Source organism: Novosphingobium sp. BL-A-41-Hi4B-X5A, assembly GCF_055521705.1.
The window spans coordinates 107,771-127,574 of the sequence record NZ_JBVFVT010000003.1; the positions used below are offsets into that span (position 1 = coordinate 107,771).

The 19,804-nt window shown below is 63.2% G+C and carries 16 protein-coding genes; 4 read left to right on the top strand and 12 right to left on the bottom strand.

Annotation, left to right across the window (positions count from 1 at the left end):
- The 5 genes from ACZ1JY_RS20240 to ACZ1JY_RS20260 form a co-directional block, all read right to left on the bottom strand.
- The gene (locus ACZ1JY_RS20240) at positions 1-1,179 is read right to left on the bottom strand and encodes an efflux RND transporter periplasmic adaptor subunit (RefSeq protein WP_004212877.1); all 1,179 of its coding nucleotides are present in this window, start codon (positions 1,177-1,179) and stop codon (positions 1-3) included.
- Positions 1,179-2,456 carry a TolC family protein gene (locus ACZ1JY_RS20245; RefSeq protein WP_037486870.1) on the bottom strand — a complete coding sequence of 426 codons (1,278 nt, stop codon included), beginning with the start codon at positions 2,454-2,456 and terminating at the stop codon, positions 1,179-1,181. Before ACZ1JY_RS20245 ends, ACZ1JY_RS20240 begins: the two co-directional genes overlap by 1 nt.
- A 60-nt stretch (positions 2,457-2,516) precedes the next feature.
- Positions 2,517-2,813 (bottom strand): hypothetical protein, encoded by a 297-nt coding sequence (locus ACZ1JY_RS20250; RefSeq protein WP_007406840.1) that lies wholly within the window; start codon positions 2,811-2,813, stop codon positions 2,517-2,519.
- A 73-nt stretch (positions 2,814-2,886) separates the two neighbouring features.
- Entirely contained in the window at positions 2,887-4,854 is a 1,968-nt protein-coding gene (locus ACZ1JY_RS20255; RefSeq protein WP_004212871.1) for a cytochrome c/FTR1 family iron permease, read from the bottom strand.
- Positions 4,854-5,480, bottom strand: a complete 627-nt coding sequence (locus tag ACZ1JY_RS20260; RefSeq protein WP_004212870.1) for a cation efflux transmembrane domain-containing protein — start codon at positions 5,478-5,480, stop codon at positions 4,854-4,856. Before ACZ1JY_RS20260 ends, ACZ1JY_RS20255 begins: the two co-directional genes overlap by 1 nt.
- A gap of 75 nt (positions 5,481-5,555) precedes the next feature.
- Between ACZ1JY_RS20260 and ACZ1JY_RS20265 the strand changes: the two genes are divergently transcribed.
- The gene (locus tag ACZ1JY_RS20265) at positions 5,556-5,975 is read left to right on the top strand and encodes a MerR family transcriptional regulator (protein WP_007406847.1); all 420 of its coding nucleotides are present in this window, start codon (positions 5,556-5,558) and stop codon (positions 5,973-5,975) included.
- On the opposite strand, the gene ACZ1JY_RS20270 is transcribed toward ACZ1JY_RS20265, so the two are convergent.
- Together ACZ1JY_RS20270 and ACZ1JY_RS20275 are read right to left on the bottom strand one after the other, a co-directional pair.
- Complete coding sequence (locus ACZ1JY_RS20270) at positions 5,969-7,171, bottom strand: aspartyl protease family protein (RefSeq protein WP_013039112.1); 1,203 nt, start codon at positions 7,169-7,171, stop codon at positions 5,969-5,971. The genes ACZ1JY_RS20265 and ACZ1JY_RS20270 overlap by 7 nt on opposite strands.
- Positions 7,172-7,460: 289 nt before the next feature.
- The gene (locus ACZ1JY_RS20275; RefSeq protein WP_009824027.1) at positions 7,461-8,033 is read right to left on the bottom strand and encodes a recombinase family protein; all 573 of its coding nucleotides are present in this window, start codon (positions 8,031-8,033) and stop codon (positions 7,461-7,463) included.
- 191 nt (positions 8,034-8,224) lie between these two features.
- Here ACZ1JY_RS20275 and ACZ1JY_RS20280 point away from each other — a divergent pair, with 191 nt between their 5' ends.
- The 3 genes from ACZ1JY_RS20280 to ACZ1JY_RS20290 are packed head-to-tail and all read left to right on the top strand — an operon-like array spanning position 8,225 to position 13,147.
- A complete protein-coding gene (locus ACZ1JY_RS20280) occupies positions 8,225-9,625 on the top strand; it encodes a Mu transposase C-terminal domain-containing protein (RefSeq protein ID WP_004212864.1) in 1,401 nt (466 codons plus the stop codon).
- Positions 9,552-10,430 carry an AAA family ATPase gene (locus ACZ1JY_RS20285; protein WP_082102860.1) on the top strand — a complete coding sequence of 293 codons (879 nt, stop codon included), beginning with the start codon at positions 9,552-9,554 and terminating at the stop codon, positions 10,428-10,430. Before ACZ1JY_RS20280 ends, ACZ1JY_RS20285 begins: the two co-directional genes overlap by 74 nt.
- Entirely contained in the window at positions 10,403-13,147 is a 2,745-nt protein-coding gene (locus ACZ1JY_RS20290; RefSeq protein WP_465131576.1) for a Tn3 family transposase, read from the top strand. Before ACZ1JY_RS20285 ends, ACZ1JY_RS20290 begins: the two co-directional genes overlap by 28 nt.
- A 520-nt stretch (positions 13,148-13,667) precedes the next feature.
- On the opposite strand, the gene ACZ1JY_RS20295 is transcribed toward ACZ1JY_RS20290, so the two are convergent.
- The 5 genes from ACZ1JY_RS20295 to ACZ1JY_RS20315 form a co-directional block, all read right to left on the bottom strand.
- Positions 13,668-15,155 carry an efflux transporter outer membrane subunit gene (locus ACZ1JY_RS20295; protein WP_050763085.1) on the bottom strand — a complete coding sequence of 496 codons (1,488 nt, stop codon included), beginning with the start codon at positions 15,153-15,155 and terminating at the stop codon, positions 13,668-13,670.
- 7 nt (positions 15,156-15,162) lie between these two features.
- A complete protein-coding gene (locus ACZ1JY_RS20300) occupies positions 15,163-16,719 on the bottom strand; it encodes an MDR family MFS transporter (protein WP_050763086.1) in 1,557 nt (518 codons plus the stop codon).
- A 2-nt stretch (positions 16,720-16,721) separates the two neighbouring features.
- Positions 16,722-17,870, bottom strand: coding sequence for an HlyD family secretion protein (locus ACZ1JY_RS20305; RefSeq protein WP_009824032.1), 1,149 nt, complete (start codon positions 17,868-17,870; stop codon positions 16,722-16,724).
- Positions 17,871-18,438: 568 nt separating this feature from the next.
- Complete coding sequence (locus tag ACZ1JY_RS20310; RefSeq protein WP_139114817.1) at positions 18,439-18,915, bottom strand: hypothetical protein; 477 nt, start codon at positions 18,913-18,915, stop codon at positions 18,439-18,441.
- Positions 18,916-19,061: 146 nt separating this feature from the next.
- Positions 19,062-19,640 (bottom strand): DUF4142 domain-containing protein, encoded by a 579-nt coding sequence (locus ACZ1JY_RS20315; protein WP_225870697.1) that lies wholly within the window; start codon positions 19,638-19,640, stop codon positions 19,062-19,064.
- Positions 19,641-19,804 lie beyond the last annotated feature (164 nt).

Here is a 19,804-nt window from a genome sequence, read left to right on the forward strand (position 1 = left end):
TTAATCCTCGTGGCTCGCTTCGCCCTTGCCGATCTCGGCCTTGAGCGTGAAACTTCCGGTGGTGGCGATCTGTTCGTTGCCGGTCAGGCCCGACCGGACGATCACCGTGTCGCCCGACGCATCGCCGAGCTGGACCGGGGTCGCCTTGAAGCCGGTGGGCGTGCGCACGAACACGACCGACTTGCCCTCGAAACTCTGGACCGCCGTCGTCGGCACGCGGACCGCCCCGCTCCCGCCGCTGCCCGTGAGCTGCACGGCTGCCGTCACAGGCTCGCCGACCCGCCATTCGCCACCGCGATTGTCGAGGGTGGCGAGCGCAGGCACGAGCCGCGTCTGCGGATCAAGCGCCGGCGACACGAAGGTCACGCGGGCGGTCGCCTGACGGCCTGCCGCCTTCACCAGCACCGTATTGCCGGGACGCACCCGGCCCGCATCCTCGGGCTTGAGATTAAGCGCGATCGACACCTGGCTCAGGTTGGCGATGCGATAGAGTTCGGCATCCGCCGCGACCGTTTGTCCCAGCGTCACGGGGCGCGCAATGATCTGGCCCGAGATCGGCGCGGCAATGCCGAGCCGGTTGAGCCCGCCGCCGCCGACACCCGCCGCCGAAACCATGCTCTGCGCCTGCGTCAGGGCGATCCGCGCCTCCGTCGCCGCTGTGCGGGCGGCGATCAGATCCTGTTCAGGGGAGACTCTCTGCGCGAACAGCCGCTGTTCGCGCGCGAGGTTCGAATTAGCGAGCTGAAGCCGCGCCCGCGCCGCCTCGACCTCGCCCTTGATCTGCGCCGCCTCGCGGCTTTCGATGACCGCAATGGTCTGGCCGCGTCCGACCGATTGGCCGAGGTTACGGGTGAGCGCGACCACGCGTCCCGCAATTGCGGCCGAGACGACCTGCGTTCCCTGTGGGTCGCCCTCGATGATCGCGGGCAGCTCGATCGTCCCGGCCCCGCCGATGATCGGCCGTCCGACCTGGACGCCCGCTGTGGCGATCTGGTCGGCACCCAATGTGACGACGCCTTCACCGGCATGACCGCCTTCAGCACCGCCCTTTTCCGTGCCCGCTGCCGTCTCATTGGCAGCTGCGCCTTCGGCAGTTGCCTCGTTTCCGCCATCCTTGCCGCCGCAGGCAGCCAAGAGCAGGGCGAGCGACGCCGCGCCCGCGAGATAAAAGCTCTTCATCACTGATTCCCCCCATTGGGCGCACGAGCGGTCAGTCGCTCCACTTGCGCGCGGGCATTCTGGTAATTGGCAAGCGCGTCGATCGCGGCGACCCGCGTTTCGGCGAGCGTGCGTTCAGCATCGAGCAATTCGAGCTGGCCGAACTTGCCCTCGCGATAGCCGATCCGCGCGATGCGGGCGGCCTCCTGTGCAGCCGCCAGCGCCGGCCCCGACGCCGCACGAGCCGTCGTTGCGGCATTGGCCGCCTGCGCCTGCGCGTCCGTGATCGCCTGTTCGATGTCGAGCGCGGTCACGCGGCGCTGCGCATCCGCCTGGGTCCGCTGCGCGGTCGCCTGCGCAATCGCGGCGCGACCATTGTTGAACACCGGGATCGGGATCGACACGCTGAACACCGCCGCCATGTCGTTGGTCGCTTCCAGGCGGCGGATCGACGGCCCGACGTTCAGGTCAGGCACGCGATTGGCGCGCGCGAGCCGCACGCCGGCTTCGGCAATGGAGAAATCCGCGTTGGCTGCCGCCAGCGCGAGTGTGCCGGTCGTGTTGACCGGTGCCAACGGCCCATAGACGTTCACATCGGGAAGGCGATCGAGCAGCGTGTCATCGAGCAGGCCGTCGATCGGCCGTCCGATCCGACGCGCCAGATTGGCGCGGGCCGCCTCGGCCAAGCGAAGCTGCCGCTCCACATTGGCGTCGGCATTGATACGCGCGACATCCGCGCGCTGTTGCTCGAGTGGCGATGCCCGCCCTGCCTGCACGCGAACGCTCGCGGCCCGCAGCGCATCGCTGGCGATCCGGGCCTGATCGCGGGCTGTCATTACCCGGCGATCGGCCGCGACCGCTTCGACATAGAGCTGCGTTACCTGAAGCCGGACATCCGCCGCGATGATCGCGGCCTGGATCTCGGCCCGGGACAATTGCGCATTGGCGACCGCGACGCGGGCGCCGCGCTTGCCGCCTAGCTCGATCGGGATCGCAAAGCCGACCGTGGTTTCCGCGCTGCGGCCCCCCCGATACGGCCCGGAGCCGATGACATTCTCGACTTGGCCTTGAACCACCGGATTGGGCCGCAAGCCGGCGACTGTGCGACCTGCACGGGCCGCGTCGATTCCAGCTGTCGCCGCTTCCGCAGCAGGGGCCGAACCGCCCGCTGCACTGACCGCTTGGTCAAGCGTGTAGACCGGCGCATCCTGCGCAACAGGCGCGGACGGTCCGACCTGCGCCTGCGCCATCGTGGCGCAAGACGCTGCGGCCAGCATGGCCGCGAGGATACGATTCATGAAAATAGGACTCCTGACGATGATCGACAGGGGCGCGCCAACGCACGCCCAAATCGGACGTCAGGCTTGGGGGGGCCTCAAATGGACCATGCCGGTGCGGCCGTCGAGCGACGCAGAGGCGGAGATTGTCGGCTTGGGCACTGTGAGGACGGGGGTATATTCCATCGTCGTGCGCGCAGGCGCGCCGACGTCGTGTCCGTGACAATAATTGTGATGATGCGGGACATTCTTGTCCGAGTCCGATGGCACCTGATCGATGTCACCGGCGGTATGGACCGTGAACTCAACGCCCGCGATGCTTCCCCCCGCCAGATCGGCGGCATGGGCCATGCCGGAGAAGCTGGTCAGGACCAGCATCAGGCATGTCAGGAAAGGCAAAAAGGCTCGCACTAGCTTGCCTCTATCACGGAAGGGTTTTCATGTCATTGCACTAATTCGAACCAAGGGTCACTGAGCCGGAACCCGAGCGGGATCGGTCGCGCCCGTTCCAGGCGAACCCGACCGCAATGGCGACCGCCATCAGGAGTTGCGCCAGCACCGATTGCCAAGTGGGAAACACGCCGAGCATCGACAGCCGTGGCACGTCCGCGAGCGGTGCGATGTTGATAAGGCCGGCTTCCTGGAGCGCGGCGACGCCTTTACCCGCCAGCACGACGGTCAGGACCGCCATGAGCCAGGAGCTATAGCGGAAGAACTGCGCGATCGGCAGCTTGCGACTGTAGCGAAGCATGGCCCAAGCGATCAGGCTGAGCAGTCCAATCGCCGACCCGGCCCCCGCGAGAAGCATCCCGTTGTCACCTTGCGCCGAAAGCGCGGCATAGAACAGGATCGTCTCGAAGACCTCGCGATAAACTACGACGAACGCCAGCCCGAACAGGAACCAGCCCGACCCGCCCGAGAGCGCCCGCGACATCTTCTCGCGAATATAGCGCTGCCACTGATCGGCCTGCGCCTTGCCGTGCATCCAAATCCCGACCGAGAGCAGCACGACCGCGGCGAACAGCGAGCCAAACCCTTCCGTCAGCTCCCGGCTCGCACCGCTGATCCCGATCGCATAGGTGGCGACCGCCCAGGTGATCCCGCCCGCGATGATCGCGCTGACCCAGCCGCCATGCACGTACCGCAGCGCCTCGCCGCGCTCGGCTTTACGCAGGAACGCGATCATGGCGACAACGATGAGCAGGGCTTCGAGCCCTTCACGCAGCAGGATCGTGAACGCGCCCAGGAACGTGGACGCTTCGGTGGCGGCATCAGGCGCGAGCGCCGCTTCCGCATCGTCGAAAAGGCCGCCCAGTACTGCGACCTTCTCCGCGAGATCATCGGGCGACGCGCCCCGGTCGATCGAGGCGCGGAACTCCCCCATCGCGCCCTCGATTCGACCCATCAGCGTCGCGTCGCGCGCGGTGAGTGTTGGCTCGATCGGCTCGAACCCATCGAGATAGGCCGACAGCGCCAGCTCTTTCGCCATGCGCGCATCGCCGCGCCGCGCAGCCGCCACGCTTTCGGCGAGTTTGGCGCGGGCGACCGCGAGCGAGCCGGGAGCCTGTTGTATCACCTGTTCGGGATGACGACGCAGGAACGCGAGCACTGGGTCAGCCTTGGCGTCGCCGATCGCCGCGCCGAGCGCGGCCGGGGTGAGCGCGACCAGGGTTTTCAGGTCCGGAATGCGCCGGCGAAGGGTCGGGTCGGATTTCCAAAGCCGCTCGCCTTCGCGCGCCTGCGCATCCGTGAAGGCGAAGCTCCCGGCTCGGAATGCTAACGCCCAGCGCTGATCGTTGGGCAGATCGGCGAAGCTCTGCATCGCGGTCCCGTCGATGCCTTGCGTCACCACCTGATAGAGCGCGAACACGCTGCGCTGGCGCGCGCGCTCGGCATCGGTGAAAGCAATCGGGGGCGTAGCGAGCTTGGCGGCGTCAGGGCCACGGCCGTTGCCCGTCATCCCGTGGCAGGACGCGCAGGATTGTCGGAACAGTGCATCGCTGGAGACGAGGTTCGGAGCCTTATCGGGCGCGAGCGGCACCGGGTAGGCGCGCAACAGATCGGCCGCGAGCCCGTGCGCCAATGTTGCCACCTGTTCAGTCGGTCCCTTTTCCGCGATCACCGCCTGGAGGTTGGCAGCCCGCTGGATGAGGGCTTGACGCTCCGGCTTCGCCGGCAGGCCCTGAAGCCGTGTCGAGACCGACGCGGCGAACTCCGTCATCTCGGCATATTCCGACGTGCTCTTGATCCGACCGTTGGCGACCGCGCCGCCATAATCGACGGCCATATAGTCGAGCAGCCGCCATGCGGTTTGCACGTCGCCGGGTTCGGCGATTGCCGCAGCAGGGATCAGCAGCGCCGCGAGCGCGGAGAGCAGCCGCAACGAGAGCATTGCCCGGATCAACGCGAGCAGACGCACTACCGCTCTCCCAATTCGCGCCGAGCGCCAGTGACGATTTCATAAGCGGAGTGGAGGAACAGGAGGGCGATGAGGCCGGCGACGGCGAGGTCCGGCCAGGCGCTTCCTGTCCACGCCACCAGACCGGCCGCGGCGATCACCGCCACGTTGGCGAGCGCGTCGTTGCGGCTGAACAGCCAGATCGCGCGAACATTGGCGTCCCCTTCCCGGAAACGCGCAAGCACCAAGGCGGACACGACATTGATCGCGAGCGCGACAACGCCGATTGTGCCCATCAGTTCGGCATCGGGCGCGGTTGCGTTCAGGGCGCGCCAAATCGCGAAACCGATTACGCCCACGCCAAGCGCACCGAGAAACAACCCCTGCGTCAGCGCGACCTTTGCCCTCGCCCGTGCGGACCAGGCAAGCGCGAGAAGACCGATAAGGCTGATCGACCCGTCCCCGAGAAAATCGAGGGAATCCGCTTTCAGCGCTTGGCTATCGGCGATGAACCCGCCGAACAGCTCGGCGACTCCGAAGCCGAGGTTGAGCACCACGACGGTCAGCAGCGCACGGCGATAGGCCGGATCGGTTTGCGCGCGCGCGGGCTCCCCGTGGCACCCGCAGCTTTCGGTAGAAGCATTCATGCGGCCTTCCTTACCACCTCCAGTCGCTGTAGAAGCAAGCGAAATGTGCGACACGTTCGCATAAGCAAGGATGGCATGATGAAGCCGGTGATGATTGGGCAGCTCGCCAGCGAGACCTCGACGAAGGTGACGACGATCCGCTTTTATGAGTCGATCGGGTTGCTCCGATCCGCCCCTCGCACGGCGTCGGGTCGCAGAACCTACGATGCCAGTGACATTGAGCGTTTGCACTTCATCCGCAACGGTCGCCGGCTTGGCTTCTCCGTCGACGAGATCCGTTCGTTGATGGGGCTGGCGCAGAACCCGGACCAGGATTGTGGTGCCGCCTCAGCTATCGCTGCTCAGCACCTCAAGGATGTGGAGGAGAGACTGGCGCAACTCGCGGTGTTGCGGGATGAGTTGGCAATGCTCAGCCAGAGCTGCACCAAGGCGCGCATGGCCGATTGTCGGATCATGAAGGCGATCGGCAAAGGCCACCCTCAAGCCGATCAATAATAATCGGCCAGCCTGAGCTCGCGCACATCACCCGAGGCCATCGTCAGCTTTACGAGGGTGCCAGCAGGCCGGGAGCGCACTTGCCAGAGCTCCCCACGCGTATAGTTCGCATCGATCGAATGGCCGTTCACCGCCACGATCCGGTCGCCGACCGCCCAGCCAGCCTTTTCCGCGGGACTGTTCGCCGCCACATGAACAACGGTGAGCGCCGTTGGTGAGGCTGCGAGGCCAAGGCCGCTACGGTCCTTCAGCATCGGCAGGCGACGACGAGGACCGAGTGGCCGGAGCCACACGAATCCGGCGGTCACGTCGAACACCACGTCGAATTGAGCGATCAGCGGTAGGCCGACATTGCCAACCGTGCTGGTGGAGAGCCAAGCTCTCATCCCGAGTGTGGGGACGTTCGAGACGCCAAGCCCTTCGATGTTGATGTTCTGGATCGTGAAAGCATCGTTGATACGCACACCATCGACGCCGCCGATCGCCGCGGTCGAGACGAGCTTCCCGTTCAACAGCCCTTGATCGCGGGCATAGGCCGACGAGAGCATCAGCGCGGCCGAGCTGCCAAGATCGATCATCAAGGGCACGGGAGGCAAACCCGAGACGGAAGCTCGAATGAACAGCTCCTGCTTGGCACCGCGCCCGAGCGCGACAGCGCGCCAGTCGGGACCGGCGAGAAACGTGCCTGACTTGACGACCGCCATACGCCTTTTCGCGAAATCGAGCGCGATGCAGCTACCCGTGAACATATCGGCACCGAGGAGGATATCGATCGGTCGTCCGAAGGCCGCCGACACTGAACTCAGATCACCAACGACGGCAAAGGGTAAGCGACGGGTTTCGCGGGCGAGCTGTACGTCGATGTCGCGGACCAGCAGCACCGGGGCCTTGGCGCTCAGCCCGCTAATCATGCGCCGCTCACCATCGTTCAAGCCGAGCTTCGCCGCGAGCGCCGTGCTCATGATCGACGCGCCGCTGCCACTGTCGAGCACCGCCCGCACCGGCACTCCGCGCACTTGTGCCGAAACAAGGAGGGTATCACCCGTGCCGACTTCCAGCGGCTCCCATTCGAGGTGAGCCGCACCGAAGTTCCACGAGCCCGCAGACCGGGAAGTCTGTCGCGCGAGCGTTGGAGAACCGAGCACCAAGCCGGTTCCACAGGCCACCAGCCGCGCCACTAATGAGCGTCGAGACATACCGATTGCTTCAACACGGGCCGTCAAAAAGCCACCTCCAGCCCCCCGTCCGCAGGAGAGCAAATTGCGGTTACATGCTCCAGCCACTGGAGGAGCAAGTGCTTTTGGTGCGCCCGAAAATCCTCAGAAGCGCTTGGAGAACTTTAGATGAAGGATGGTGCAGACCGCTTAGATGCCTTCCCGATAACGAACGGTTCCGGGGGACGCTGGGCCGATCGGGACCGCGAACGGTGTAAACGCTCGCGCTAAGTGGCGGCATTCTGATCGCGCTATTTGTCGGCGAGCGTCGCTACGCGGCTACCGGCTTGGTCTCGGCCGATCGCACATAGGCGTAGAGTTTTGGCTTGGAGATGCCGAGCATCGAGCAAATCTTGGCGATCGGCATCGTGTTCTCGTGGTAGAGCCTGACGGGCAGGTCGCGCTTGTCCTTGCCGAGTGCGGCCGGCCGGCCACCCTTCTTGCCGCGAGCGCGGGCTGCGGTGAGACCGGCCTGGGTCCGCTCGCGGATCAGGTTGCGCTCGAACTCCGCCAATGCCCCGAACAGGTGGAAGGTAAGCTTGCCCGACGTGGTGGTCGTGTCGATCGCCTCGTGCAGGCTCAGCAGCCCGACCTTTTCCTCGTCGAGGTAGGTCATCCATCCGATCAGATCACGGAGCGAGCGGCCGAGCCTGTCGAGGCGCCAGACCACCAGTGTGTCGCCGGCGCGAAGCAGCTCCTTCACCTTTTCCAATCCAGGGCGAGCGGCAGTCGCCCCGGAGGCCTTGTCGGTGATGACCTTCTCGCAGCCGGCAGCCTTCAGCGCATCACGCTGGAGGTCCAGGTTCTGCTCGGCGGTCGATACGCGGGCGTAACCGATTTTCATGCGTAGGGCCGGTGGCGCCCCGATCGGGCGCGGTTTGGGAAGAAAGTCGTCATCGGCAGGTCTATGTTGCCCTAGTTTTCTTTACCGGGTAGATTTACGTCGAACAGGCCGGTTTGGCAACGCGAGCGGACTCGCATGGCGATGGGCAGGCAAATCTCCGTTTTCCTTACCTGCGACACGGACCGTCGGCGGTGACGCATCCGGCGCTTGTCCCGCCGCTGGCGATCGAGCGCTACCGCGTCCTTGAACCGCACCTCGCCGATGGCATCCCGCTCGCGGACCTCGCCCGCACCGGCACGCTGAGCGAGCGGACGTTGCAGCGCTGGCTCGGGCGCTACCGTGCCGAAGGACTTGCCGGTCTCGCGCGTCTGCCGCGCAACGATCGGGGCAGGCTGCACCTGCCGGAACATCTGGTCGAACTGACCCGCACTCTCGCCACCAAGCGCCCGCGACCCCCGGTCGCCGCCATTCACCGAAAGGTGCAGGAACTCGCCATCGCGCATGGACACCGAACCCCCAGCTATGCGGCCGTCGCGCGTGTCGTCAGGGCGATACCGGCAAGCCAGATCGCCGCAGCCTCCGATCCGGCCGTCTACCGCGACCAGCACGAGCTAGTGCATCGGCGCGAAGCCGCGACCTCGAACGAGATGTGGCAGGCCGATCATACCGTTCTCGACATTCTCGTGCTCGATGATGCCGGAACCCCGGTGCGTCCTTGGCTGACCGTCATCGTTGACGATCACAGCCGAGCCATCGCTGGTTACTTCCTCAGCCTCGATGCCCCCAGTGCCCTCAACACGGCGCTCGCCTTGCGGCAGGCGATCTGGCGCAAGCCCAATCCCGAATGGATCGTCAGCGGCATTCCCGAACAGCTTTACGTCGACAACGGCTCGGATTTCATCTCCGAGCATATCGAGCAGGCGTGCATCGCCCTCAAAATCCGCCTCATCCATTCGCTGCCGGGGCGTCCTCGCGGGCGCGGCAAGATCGAGCGGCTGTTCCGCACCATCAACGACATGTTCCTGCCCGACCTGCCCGGCCACCTGATCGCGGGCAAGCCGCTGTCGGCGCCAGTGCTCACGCTCGACGAGCTGCGCGCCCGCTTCGAGGCGTTCGTGTGCGGCGTCTATCATCGTCGCCCGCATGGCAGCACCGGCGAACCGCCGATCACGCGCTGGCAGAAGGGCGGGTTCCTGCCCGCAATGCCCGACAGCCTTGAACAGCTCGACATGCTGCTCGTGCACGTGCCCAAGCCCCGTAAAGTGCTGCGCGACGGCATCCGTCTGATGGGCAGGCGCTATGTCGAACCCACGCTCGCGGCCTTCGTCGGCGAGCAGGTCGAGGCGGTCTATGACCCCCGCGACCTGACCGAGATCCACGTCTACCACCAGGGCCGGTTCGTCTGCCGTGCGCTCAGCTCCGAGCACGCTGGGCACCCGTCGTTGCGCGCGATCCAGCGCGCCCGGCGCGGCGCGAAGGAGCGCGACAAGCAGGTGCCTGCCCCCACGGAGACCTTCGATGGCGACCAAGAGGATACGGCTTCCCGGCCCACCACCTACCGAGGGCTCCGGCTCTACGCCGCTGACGATTGAGTTCCTGGTCGAGCAGCCGTTCCTGGCGACCCGCGAACATGCCCGGTTCGTCGAGTTTGCCGAAGCCTGCGCGCACTACCGCTATATCGGCGTGTGTCATGGCCGGCCGGGCGTCGGAAAGACGCGATCGGCGCGCGAGTTTTCCAGCTTCCCCGACCTGGGGGAATATGCCGCGCTCCGTCCCATTGCCGCGCTCCTTGGCGAAAAGGTCGCTCGCTGCCGCGCCGTCTTCTACACCGTGTCGGTCAGCAACACGCCCAAGACGATCGACGCGGTGTTGGGCCTCAACCTCATTAAGCTGGGCTATGCCCGGCTGACGGTCGCGGGCGGCTCGCAGGACGAAATCACCCATGACGCCGCCCGCATCGCCTGCCCCCTCGTCATCGTCGACGAGGCCGACCGCCTGACCATAAAGTCGCTCGAACATCTCCGCGACATGGCCGATCGCCACGGCTTCGGGCTGATCCTGATGGGTATGCCGGGCTTGGAGAAGCGCCTCGCCCGCTATGCCCAGCTCTACTCGCGGATCGGCTTCGTCCACGAGTTCAACCCGCTTACCGAGACCGAAATGCGGCTGCTGCTCGCGACCCACGCCGGCGATTTCGGGATCAGCTTCGACCCGGCCCAACTCGACGCGATCGAAGCGCAGGCAGCCGTGATCCGCATCACGCGCGGCAACTTCCGGCTCATGGAGCGCCTGTTCGCGCAGATGCGGCGGATCATGACCCTCAACCGCGTCGAGGAGGTCACCGCTGACATCGTTCAGGCCGCGCGCGATTGCCTCGTCATCGGACCCGGCAACTGACAAATAGCGCGATCAGAACGCCGCCATTTAGCGCGAGCGTTTACACCCGGCTCGAGCACGCCTGGGAAGCAATGGGAAGTCTGGGCCTGCGCGGCTTCGAGCCCGGCGACGTGGGGCGCGCACTTGACGTCGCGACCGAGGCGGCGAGAGGAACCGAGCGCGGCATGGCCATTGCGACTGCGATCATCGACGACCTTCGCGCAGGCCGCATCGTTCTTCCGGCGCCAGCCCGCATCGAGCGGATCGGGATCGCAGGAAGGGCAAGGGCGCGCAAGCTCGCGGCCGACATCGTGGTGGCCGCACTCACGCCAGGGCAGGTCGGCGCCCTCGACGCTTTGCTGGTCGCCGATCAGAAAAGTGGGGTGACCCCGCTCGCGTGGTTGCGCGACACGGGCGACAGCCCATCCGCCCGAAATCTCGCCGGCATCCTCGCTCGCCTGTCCTACGTCCGCGGCATCGGCATCGACGCGCGGGTGGCCGAGAGCATCCACGAGCGCCGATTTCGCCAACTCGTACGTGAAGGAGCAGTTGCGCCGGCATTCCTCCTCTCGGACTATTCGCTCCGTCGCCGGCGAGCGACCTTGGCCGCGGCCATGATCGACCTTGAAGCCCGGCTCGCCGATGCCGCGATCGAGATGTTCGCCAAGCAGACCGGGCTCCTATTCGCCAAGGCGCGAGCCTCGCAAAAACGCCGCTACGAGGCGACCACCAAGGACGTCGGCCGCCTCATGCGAATGTTCGGATCGACGATCGGTACGCTTCGTGTCGCGCGCGAAGACGGGCTTGATCCTTGGTCTGCGCTCGAGACCGGCGTTGGCTGGGACCGGTTGATGGGTGTGGCCGATGAGGTGTCCGCGATCGCCGGTCTCGCTCGTGACGAGCCGTTGGTCAGGGCGTCCGACAAGTACATGACGCTTCGTCGATATGCGCCGGCTTTCCTGGACGCATTCCGGTTCAAGGCCACGGGGTCGCGCGATGGCGTGCTCGCGGCCGTAAAGCTGGTGCGCGAGTTGAACGCGACCGGCAAGCGCGAGGTGCCGATCGACGCACCCATGCCATTCCCGAAGAGCTGGAAAGCCGCGATCACGGAGGGCGGAAGCATCGATCGGAGACGATATGAGACGGCAACCGTCGCTATGGTGCGCGAGCGGCTTGGCTCGGGAGACCTGTGGGTGGAGGGTACCCGCGACCACCTTCGCTTCGATGCCTATCTGCTGCCCCGCTCCGAGGCCGCAGCAATCGCCGGTAATCTGCCTTTCGACACCGACGTGGACCGCTACCTCGACGGACGTGCCAAGTTGCTCGACTGGCGGCTGCGCCGGTTCGGCAATGCACTGAAGCGCGGCACGCTCGACGGCGTCGAGCTGAGGGGCAACGAATTGCGCGTCACCCCGGTCGCGGCAACGACACCCGCGGCAGCCGACCAGCTCGATGCACTCGTTGATCGGATCATGCCTAAGGTCCGCATCACCGAGCTTCTGGCCGAGGTGGCGAGACGCACCGGCTTTGTGTCAGCTTTCCCCGAACTCCGTTCGGGGCGGACGCATCCCAATCCCGAGGCCCTTCTTGCGGCCATCCTGGCGGACGCGACCAATCTCGGGATCGAGCGAATGGCTAACGCCAGTCAGGGTATCAGTTACGCGCAGTTGGCGTGGACACACAGCTGGTATCTCTCGGACGAGAACTATGCGGGCGCGCTGCGCCACCTGATCGATGCGCAGGCCGCCCTGCCGCTCACCCGGCTCTGGGGAGACGGCACCACGTCGAGTTCGGATGGGCAGTTCTTCAGGAGCGGTCGCCGCGGGTCCGCCGGTAGCGTCAACCTGCATTACGGCTCGGAACCCGGGCAGAAGATCTATACCCACGTCGCCGACACCTATGCCCCGTTCCACGCCCGGCTGATCTCGGCGACCGCGGCCGAGGCGCCCTACGTCCTCAACGGTTTGGTCGCCCACGGAACCGGCATCGAACCGGCCACCCATTACGCCGACACCGGCGGCAGTTCCGACCATGTGTTCAGCCTGGCGCATCTGCTCGGTTTCCGGTTTGTCCCGCGCCTGCGCGACTTGGCAGACCGCAAGCTCGGCACATTCGAGGGCCAGAGTCGCTACCCTTCGCTGGCGCCCCTGATCGGCCGCCCGATCAACACCTCGGTGATCCGCGAGAGCTGGGACGAGCTGGTCCGTCTGGCCGCATCCATCAAGGCCCATGCCGTGCTGCCGTCGGTCATGCTGAAGAAGCTGGCCGCGCACCGCCGTCAGAACCGTCTCGATTTCGCGCTCCAGGAGGTGGGCCGCATCGAGCGCGCACTGTTCACAATCGACTGGTTGGAATCGAAGCAGCTCCGGCAGCAGTGCCAGGCCGGACTGAACAAGGGCGAAGCGCGGCATTTCCTCGCCCAGGCCGTCTTCGCGCACAAGCAGGGCCGGTTGCGGGATCGCACGTTCGAGGACCAGGCGCTCAAGGCATCGGGGCTGAACTTTGTCACCGCCGCCATCATCTATTGGAACACACTTTATATGGGCCGGGCAGTCGATCACCTACGCCGATCGGGCGAGCCTGCCCCCAACGAGTTGCTTGCGCATGTCGCGCCGCTGGGCTGGCGGCATATCAGCCTCACCGGCGACTATCTTTGGCAGAACACCGGCCATGGCGTCGATAACGACGGCTTCAGGCCGCTCAATCTTGGCGTCGAACCCATCGACCAAGTTGCATGAAGGGGGTCGAAGCTCATCTGACCCCGCAATGTTGCCTCTATGTTCAACTTACCGCTGTCCGTGTAACAAACCTTGAAGTGCCCCCTTCGTCGATCTATGGTCGTGAGGTCGTAAGCTTGGCTGGTCTTACAAGCGCCCCCATCTTCCGTCTGCGGGTGATGCCGTCTGTCGGGTACAAGGTCGTATACGCGGTCAGGACAACTCCCCGCGGGATAGATCTTCGTCGGACAGAAAATTCTATTCAATCACACGTCGAGGCCGATAAACTGCTCTATGGTTGTCTCCGGTCCGATGTTGCGTCCGGCTATGCGGTCGTGAATCCGTATTTCATCCTATCGGGGGCAACCCCCGTCAAACACATCGCAATCGCCCCGGGGCGCGTTACCCCGCGAAACTCTGTATAATCGCAAGGGCCGCAGGATGGATGCCGAACAGGCGGGTTGCCCTGTGCCAAAAGTCATCATTGGCGGTGGGCAGGGCCGCCGATTCTTGTATTGGCAAGTCCGGACAGATACCATCATTATTTGCTCATAAGGGCTGAGGCTTGACTCCCAGCTTCTGTCCATCCCAGTCCAAGCGACTTCTGTATGGCAACATAGCTGGCGGTGAGGGCCGCAACCGCACTGTGCAGGTTTGCCTCTGCAAGCCGCTGCTGGCGGTCAGCCTCAAGAGCGTCGCCTCTCGAAATGACCTGCCGCGCATAGCGCTGCCGCATCAGCGTTGCCGCTTCATCTGCTGACCGCTTGATTTCGGCAAAAGCGGCGACGTTTCGCCTTTGCTGTGCAAAGCGCGCAAGCGACGTCTCCGCATCCTCAAGCGCGCCGAGCACTACCTGCCGATATTGTGCCTCGGCTTCATCGCGACCAGAGCGTGCCTGTGATATCGCCGCTGACGTTCGTCCAAAATCGAGCAAGCCCCATTGCAGCTGAGGGACGGCGATGTTGGAAATATTGCCCAGATCTACCAGGTCTCCGATCGACGTGCCGCCAATCCCGAGAATCCCCATGAAGCTGATTTTCGGAAAACGAGCTGCTTCCGCGACTCCTATCCGGGAAGTTGTGGCAGCGAGACTGCGCTCCGCAGCGCGGATGTCGGGACGGCGACGCAGGAGCGCCGAAGGGTCTCCGATCGACACCCGCGCAGGGGGCATCGGGATATCGCGCCGTGGCGTCAATAGCGGATCGAGAGATCCCGGCGCTTCACCGGCGAGAACCGCTAGCGCATTCATATATATTACGATCTCAGCATCGGCTGCGGCGAGATCGCTGATCGTGGCCTGAACCGCGCGGTTCGCTTGGCCGACAGTAAAGGCCGGGATTGTGCCTTGCCCGAAACGCTGCCGGGCTAGGGCGAGCTGCTGCCGCTGAATGTCGAGACCTTCGCGAAAAGCGGCGGCGCGCTGCTGCCGGTCACGAAGATTGGTATAGGTCTGCGCGACTTCAGCGCTGAGCTGGACCTTTGCGTCTGCAACATTATACGCCGCTGCCGCCGCCAGCGCGTTTGCCGCTTCGATTTTTCGCACCTGCCCGCCCGCGAGATCTATTTCCCAGTTTGCGTTCAGACCAAGGTTGTAGAAACGCAGAGACGTGTCCGCATCCTGGGCGGATGAAGGCGCCGGAACAGGTGTGGGTGTAGTACTTCCTTGACTGGTCTGGAGATCGATCCCGGGAAGATCGGCAAATATGGCCGTGCCCTGAGCACCAGCCGTCGGCAGGCGGTTTGCTCGCTCCTGGCGTACAGACGCACGGGCTTGGCGAAGTCGGGCCTGCGCAACATCAATCGAGGGATTCGCGACAAGAGTGCGCCGCTCGAGCTCATCGAGAACCGGATCTTGCAGCGTCGCCCACCATTCGGCGAGTTCAGGCTCGCTGGTCGATGCATCTGCTGGTTGACGAACGAATGTTGGCCGCGGCGCGGCTTGGCCGAGCTCTGGTGGTCCGGAATAGTCCGGGCCGACCACACATCCACCAAGGAGCAGCGGAAGGATGAGACCACTTAACTTTGCCATTACCACCTCAATGCATCGTCAGCGACATCCCCTTGGGGAGCGGGCGAAGGAAAAACACGAACGGGAGCGTCACAAAAGTCGCTACCGCCATCGTCAAAAATATGTCGTTATAGGTCATGACGAACGCCTGCTGCTGAATAGTGCCAGCGAGCGACTGAAGGCCGGCGTCCATATTTCCCAGAGTATGAGACATCCCCGCGATATACTCCTGCACGCTTGGATCGTTTGCCCACAGCGTTTCCTCCATCCGTCGGCTGTGGAGTGACATGCGCTGGTCCTGGAACGACGTCAGGGCCGCCAGAGCGAATGAGCCACCGAGGTTTCGCGCAGCATTGAAGATGCCCGAGGCATCTCCAGCATCCTCCTTGCTGACTGAGGTAATGGCGGCTTGGTTCAGAAAGAGCATGACAAAGATCATCCCCACCCCGCGCAGCAGCTGACCGGTAGTAAAGGCTTCGCCTGCGGATTCCACTGTGAGACTGGTGTTCACAAAGCAGCTAGCAGCCATAAGCGCGAGGCCAGCACCAACGGCCAGCCTGATGTCGACAAACCGCATCAGAAACGGTACGAATGGCATCACAAAGAAGGCAGGAACGCCCATGAGAAAAATGACCTGTCCGGTCTCGAGGGCATTATAGTCGGCGATAAGCGACAGGAATTGCGGGATGACGAAGGTCGATCCGTACATCACCATGCCCAGCGCTAGCGCCATTATAACGACGCTGCCGAACTGTCTGCTCATGACGATTCGCAACTTAAGGACGGGCTTTGTTGCCCGGATCTGTCCGATCCCCAACATCACAAACCCTGCTACTGTTATAAACGTCAGCCGGATGATAAGCGTCGATTCGAACCAGTCTTCACGGTGCCCCTCCTCGAGCACGATCGTCAGTCCTCCAAGGCCAAGGATCAGGCCTATAATACCCAACCAGTCGGCCTCGCGAAGATAGACCCAATTCGTACGTTCGTGCGGCAGGCCGAGCAACAGGAGCAAGAGGAGTATCCCGCAGACCGGCACATTGACGAAGAAGGCATAATGCCAGCTCAAATTTTCCGTCAGCCAGCCACCGAGCAAGGGGCCAAGAACGGGCCCCAAGATTACTGTCATTCCGAAAAGGGCCATCCCGATAGGCTGCTGGGGTGGCGGGAGTCGCTTTGCGACAATCGTCATGGCGGTCGGTATCAGCAGCCCTCCCATAAGGCCCTGCCCGGTTCGTCCGATGATCATCGTCATAAGGTCGGTGGCGATGCCGCATAGGATGGAGAACCCGGTAAAGGCAGTCACGGAAATGAGAAGGAGGGTTCTCAGTCCCAAAAGCCGCTCCAGCCAAGCGCTCAGCGGAATGACGACGATCTCGGCAACGAGAAAGGCGGTGGCGATCCACGTTCCCTCAGTGCCGGTTGCTCCGATTTCGCCTTGGATCGTTGGCAGTGCCGAGTTGACGATCGAGATGTCGAGGGTCGCCAGCAGTGCGCCGAGCGAGCCGGCAGCCACAGCGATCCAAGCGGTCAAGTCCGCACGCGCGGAACGAGCTGCGTCTGGAGATGCTGTGACCGTGACCACTGTCAACGCTTCCGGCTTACGGCCTGACGGAGTCGATCCATCTCTCCTCTGGCTGAACGCGTATCGACCGTTACTCCAACCGACATTCCCGGCACAAGGAGCCTGCGCACTTCGAGAGGAGCATCGATTGCAATGCGTACAGGCACGCGCTGTACGATCTTTGTGAAGTTTCCGGTCGCATTCTGGGGGGGGAGCACCGAGAACTGGGCGCCCGTGCCAGGAGCGACACTGGCAATACGCCCGGTCAGTTCGACGCCAGGGAGCGCATCGATTTCGATGCCAACAGGCTGGCCGACGCGCATAAGCCCCAGTTGAGTCTCTTTGAAATTCGCCTCTATGAACAATCGATCGACAGGAACCAGTGTCATCAGGCGCGTACCGGGCTGCACGAATTGCCCGACACGGACAGCCAGGTCGCCCACACGGCCATTGATGGCAGCCTTAAGCACTGTCGATTCGACGTTGACGCGCGCCACCTTGAGTTGGGCACGCGCGGCCTCTGCTTGCGACTGGGCCTGACGTACCTGCGCGCTCAGTGTACCGACACGCCGTTGCGCGGCAATCAGCGCGGCATGCGCAGCATTGGTTCGCTCGCGAGCTTGCCGTGCCTGCGTCTGAAGCTGCGCGAAACGCTCCCCTGGCTCGGCGCCGGATGCGGCAAGCGGCTGATATCGCGTAACCTGCTGTGCGGCGAAAGCAGCCTCGGCGCGCGCCGCGTCGAGCTGGGCTTGCGCTTGCGCTATGGTTGCCTGTTGTTCGGAAATCTGAGAGCGCGTCGTATCCCCCGCAGCCGTTGCCGTTTCGATCTGGCTGGTAATCTGTTCAGTCTGCGCCCGATATTCGCGGGGATCGAGTTCAGCTAGAGACTGCCCCTGCCGAACCGTCTGATTCTCGATAACGAACACCCGTTCAACATATCCGGCGATCTTGGGCGCTGTGATGACGGAATCCGCCGCAACATAGGCGTTGTCGGTCACCTGCATGTATCGGCCCCGGTTCTGATGATCCAAGTACCAGACAAGGCCACCAATGAGCAGCAAGATCGCGCTAATGAGCATCGCCAGGCGAACGCGTGGCGATTTAAGCGGGGACGCTGCCGATTCGCCGAGGCCCTCAGGATCCGCCGAAGCAGTGGCCGACTTGTCCGCCATATAAATTACAATTCCCCATGATGCGCGGTGCGGTTCTGCTCTTGCAGCATTAAAGGGCGCTCGGCAATTGCATATTATATGGAACCTCAGCGTTTACGCCCCTATCATTCGCTCTTGCCCGACGCCGCTGGACCGGTACTAACCATCAGCCGCCCTATCAGGCTGTAGCTCCCCCCAACTTCACGTCAGAATCAGAATATACCGAGGAACGATTTGTTAAGCTGGGGCACAAATACAGAAGCTGAACGCGCATGATGCCCACCATTTCGGCGAGAAGATTACTGGTGCCTACAGGACGGTCGATAAAAACTGAGCCGAGATCCGATGTCCAGGTTCAATCCGCGCAACGATGGGCTATCGTGATATGAGCAGCGCCATCCGAAAATTGCCGTGCCACTTTGATTGGATGGGTGCCGTCACCTTGTCCGACAGCGATATTATGGGCGGTCTCGACCGCTAGTACTTTCTTGTTAGTCTCGCCGGAGTTATTGCCCTGCAATGCCAAGCTCACGAGATAATGCGCAGCCTCACACAGCGGCATTGAATTCAATAGCGTCAGCTTTCGTCGTTAATTTTTACTACCCGGACAGCGCCGTGCGAGCGCTGTTCCACGAAGAAAGCCGCGGCGCGCGAAGCCGGCGTCGATTGCTGACGCCAGGCGTCTTTCGGCCGGAGCTGCGCCCGAAATCTCCCGAACTAAGCCCCGAAACGGTATGATTGTGTTAACAATAGTTTTTCCTCCAGCCTCGGCTAGCCGACCAGGCCTGTTCTCTTTTTTGTTGTTGCCGACGGCAAAATCAGGTCCGAGGACGCTATCGAGCTCCGTGGTTGCGGCCTTGATCTGCGCACAGGATTTCAAACCGGAGAGGCCATATGGATTTTCTTGCGCTCTTTCCAGAATAACTGGAATTTCAGTTTTGGCCGCGCCAATATCTTTCGCCGGCTGAGTGACGATTTCCCGACCGCGGTCAACTGTCTCATCTTTTCTGGCGGGTTGCTCGGGGCTTTGTCCAAGAGCCGCCATGGCAAAAATAAGTATCATCATCCGCCAAATATCCTGAAGACAAGGTTGAAAGCATAAACACGACCGCTGTGGGGTTCACTGTTGCCGCGCTTGAAATAACAGCAGATGCCCACAAGGGCATGACGATCACATTGAGTGGCGCCCGTGAAGAACGGGCGCCACTATGATCATTGACCGCCGGTCAATGCTGAAGGAAGAAGTGCCTTCCCGTTGGTGAGTTCTTGCTCAAGTGTGGGAACGGCGGTGCCCGCGACTTGCTTCAAGGCTGGGTCGGTGCCGTCTTGCGCATAGCCTTTGTTGATGGCCCATGCCGCCTGCAGTACCTGGGCGGACTGGGATAGATAAAGATTATCGAAGCTGCCGCGCGGCGTCTTCTGGAGCAGCTTCACGAGTGCGGCTCTGTCGGAGGAAAGCGATGACGATGGCGCTTTTATCGTCCGCTGATCGTTGCGCAGCGCCGCCATGAGAGCTTTCTGGGCGATTTGCGCTTCTGTCTGAACACGTTTGGCATAAGCCTTCACATCGTCACGCTGGGCCTTGGTCACGGCGAGCTGCGCCGCTTTTATTTGATAGAGGTTCGCATCCGATGCAGCCATCACAAACGCTGGCTCATTCTGTCCAGCTATCGGTGTCGTGCCGGTATCCATGCTCGACATTGAACCTGTGTTCGTTGGCGAAACAGCTTGGGCAAGAGCCCCTGAACCTGAAAGCGCTAGCGCGCCCGCGGCCATAATGACTTTCAGCATAGTACCTTCTCCGTAGAATAGATTGCGAGCGGTCAAGTGGCCGCATCACGTTAAACGTGACCACGTCGTAACGATGCTGTTGGATAATCGTTCCACCATCACCCGCATTGCATAAATTGAATTGTCAAATCAATAGCAATTGAATCGGCAGCAGATTCCATTGG

Excerpts from the sequence above, each read along its gene's own strand:
- ACZ1JY_RS20240 (WP_004212877.1), bottom strand. The coding sequence starts at position 1,179 with ATGAAGAGCTTTTATCTCGCGGGCGCGGCGTCGCTCGCCCTGCTCTTG.
- ACZ1JY_RS20245 (WP_037486870.1), bottom strand. The coding sequence starts at position 2,456 with ATGAATCGTATCCTCGCGGCCATGCTGGCCGCAGCGTCTTGCGCCACG.
- ACZ1JY_RS20250 (WP_007406840.1), bottom strand. The coding sequence starts at position 2,813 with ATGCTGGTCCTGACCAGCTTCTCCGGCATGGCCCATGCCGCCGATCTG.
- ACZ1JY_RS20260 (WP_004212870.1), bottom strand. The coding sequence starts at position 5,480 with ATGAATGCTTCTACCGAAAGCTGCGGGTGCCACGGGGAGCCCGCGCGC.
- ACZ1JY_RS20265 (WP_007406847.1), top strand. The coding sequence starts at position 5,556 with ATGATGAAGCCGGTGATGATTGGGCAGCTCGCCAGCGAGACCTCGACG.
- ACZ1JY_RS20270 (WP_013039112.1), bottom strand. The coding sequence starts at position 7,171 with ATGTCTCGACGCTCATTAGTGGCGCGGCTGGTGGCCTGTGGAACCGGC.
- ACZ1JY_RS20275 (WP_009824027.1), bottom strand. The coding sequence starts at position 8,033 with ATGAAAATCGGTTACGCCCGCGTATCGACCGCCGAGCAGAACCTGGAC.
- ACZ1JY_RS20285 (WP_082102860.1), top strand. The coding sequence starts at position 9,552 with ATGGCGACCAAGAGGATACGGCTTCCCGGCCCACCACCTACCGAGGGC.
- ACZ1JY_RS20295 (WP_050763085.1), bottom strand. The coding sequence starts at position 15,155 with ATGGCAAAGTTAAGTGGTCTCATCCTTCCGCTGCTCCTTGGTGGATGT.
- ACZ1JY_RS20305 (WP_009824032.1), bottom strand. The coding sequence starts at position 17,870 with ATGGCGGACAAGTCGGCCACTGCTTCGGCGGATCCTGAGGGCCTCGGC.
- ACZ1JY_RS20310 (WP_139114817.1), bottom strand. The coding sequence starts at position 18,915 with ATGATGATACTTATTTTTGCCATGGCGGCTCTTGGACAAAGCCCCGAG.
- ACZ1JY_RS20315 (WP_225870697.1), bottom strand. The coding sequence starts at position 19,640 with ATGCTGAAAGTCATTATGGCCGCGGGCGCGCTAGCGCTTTCAGGTTCA.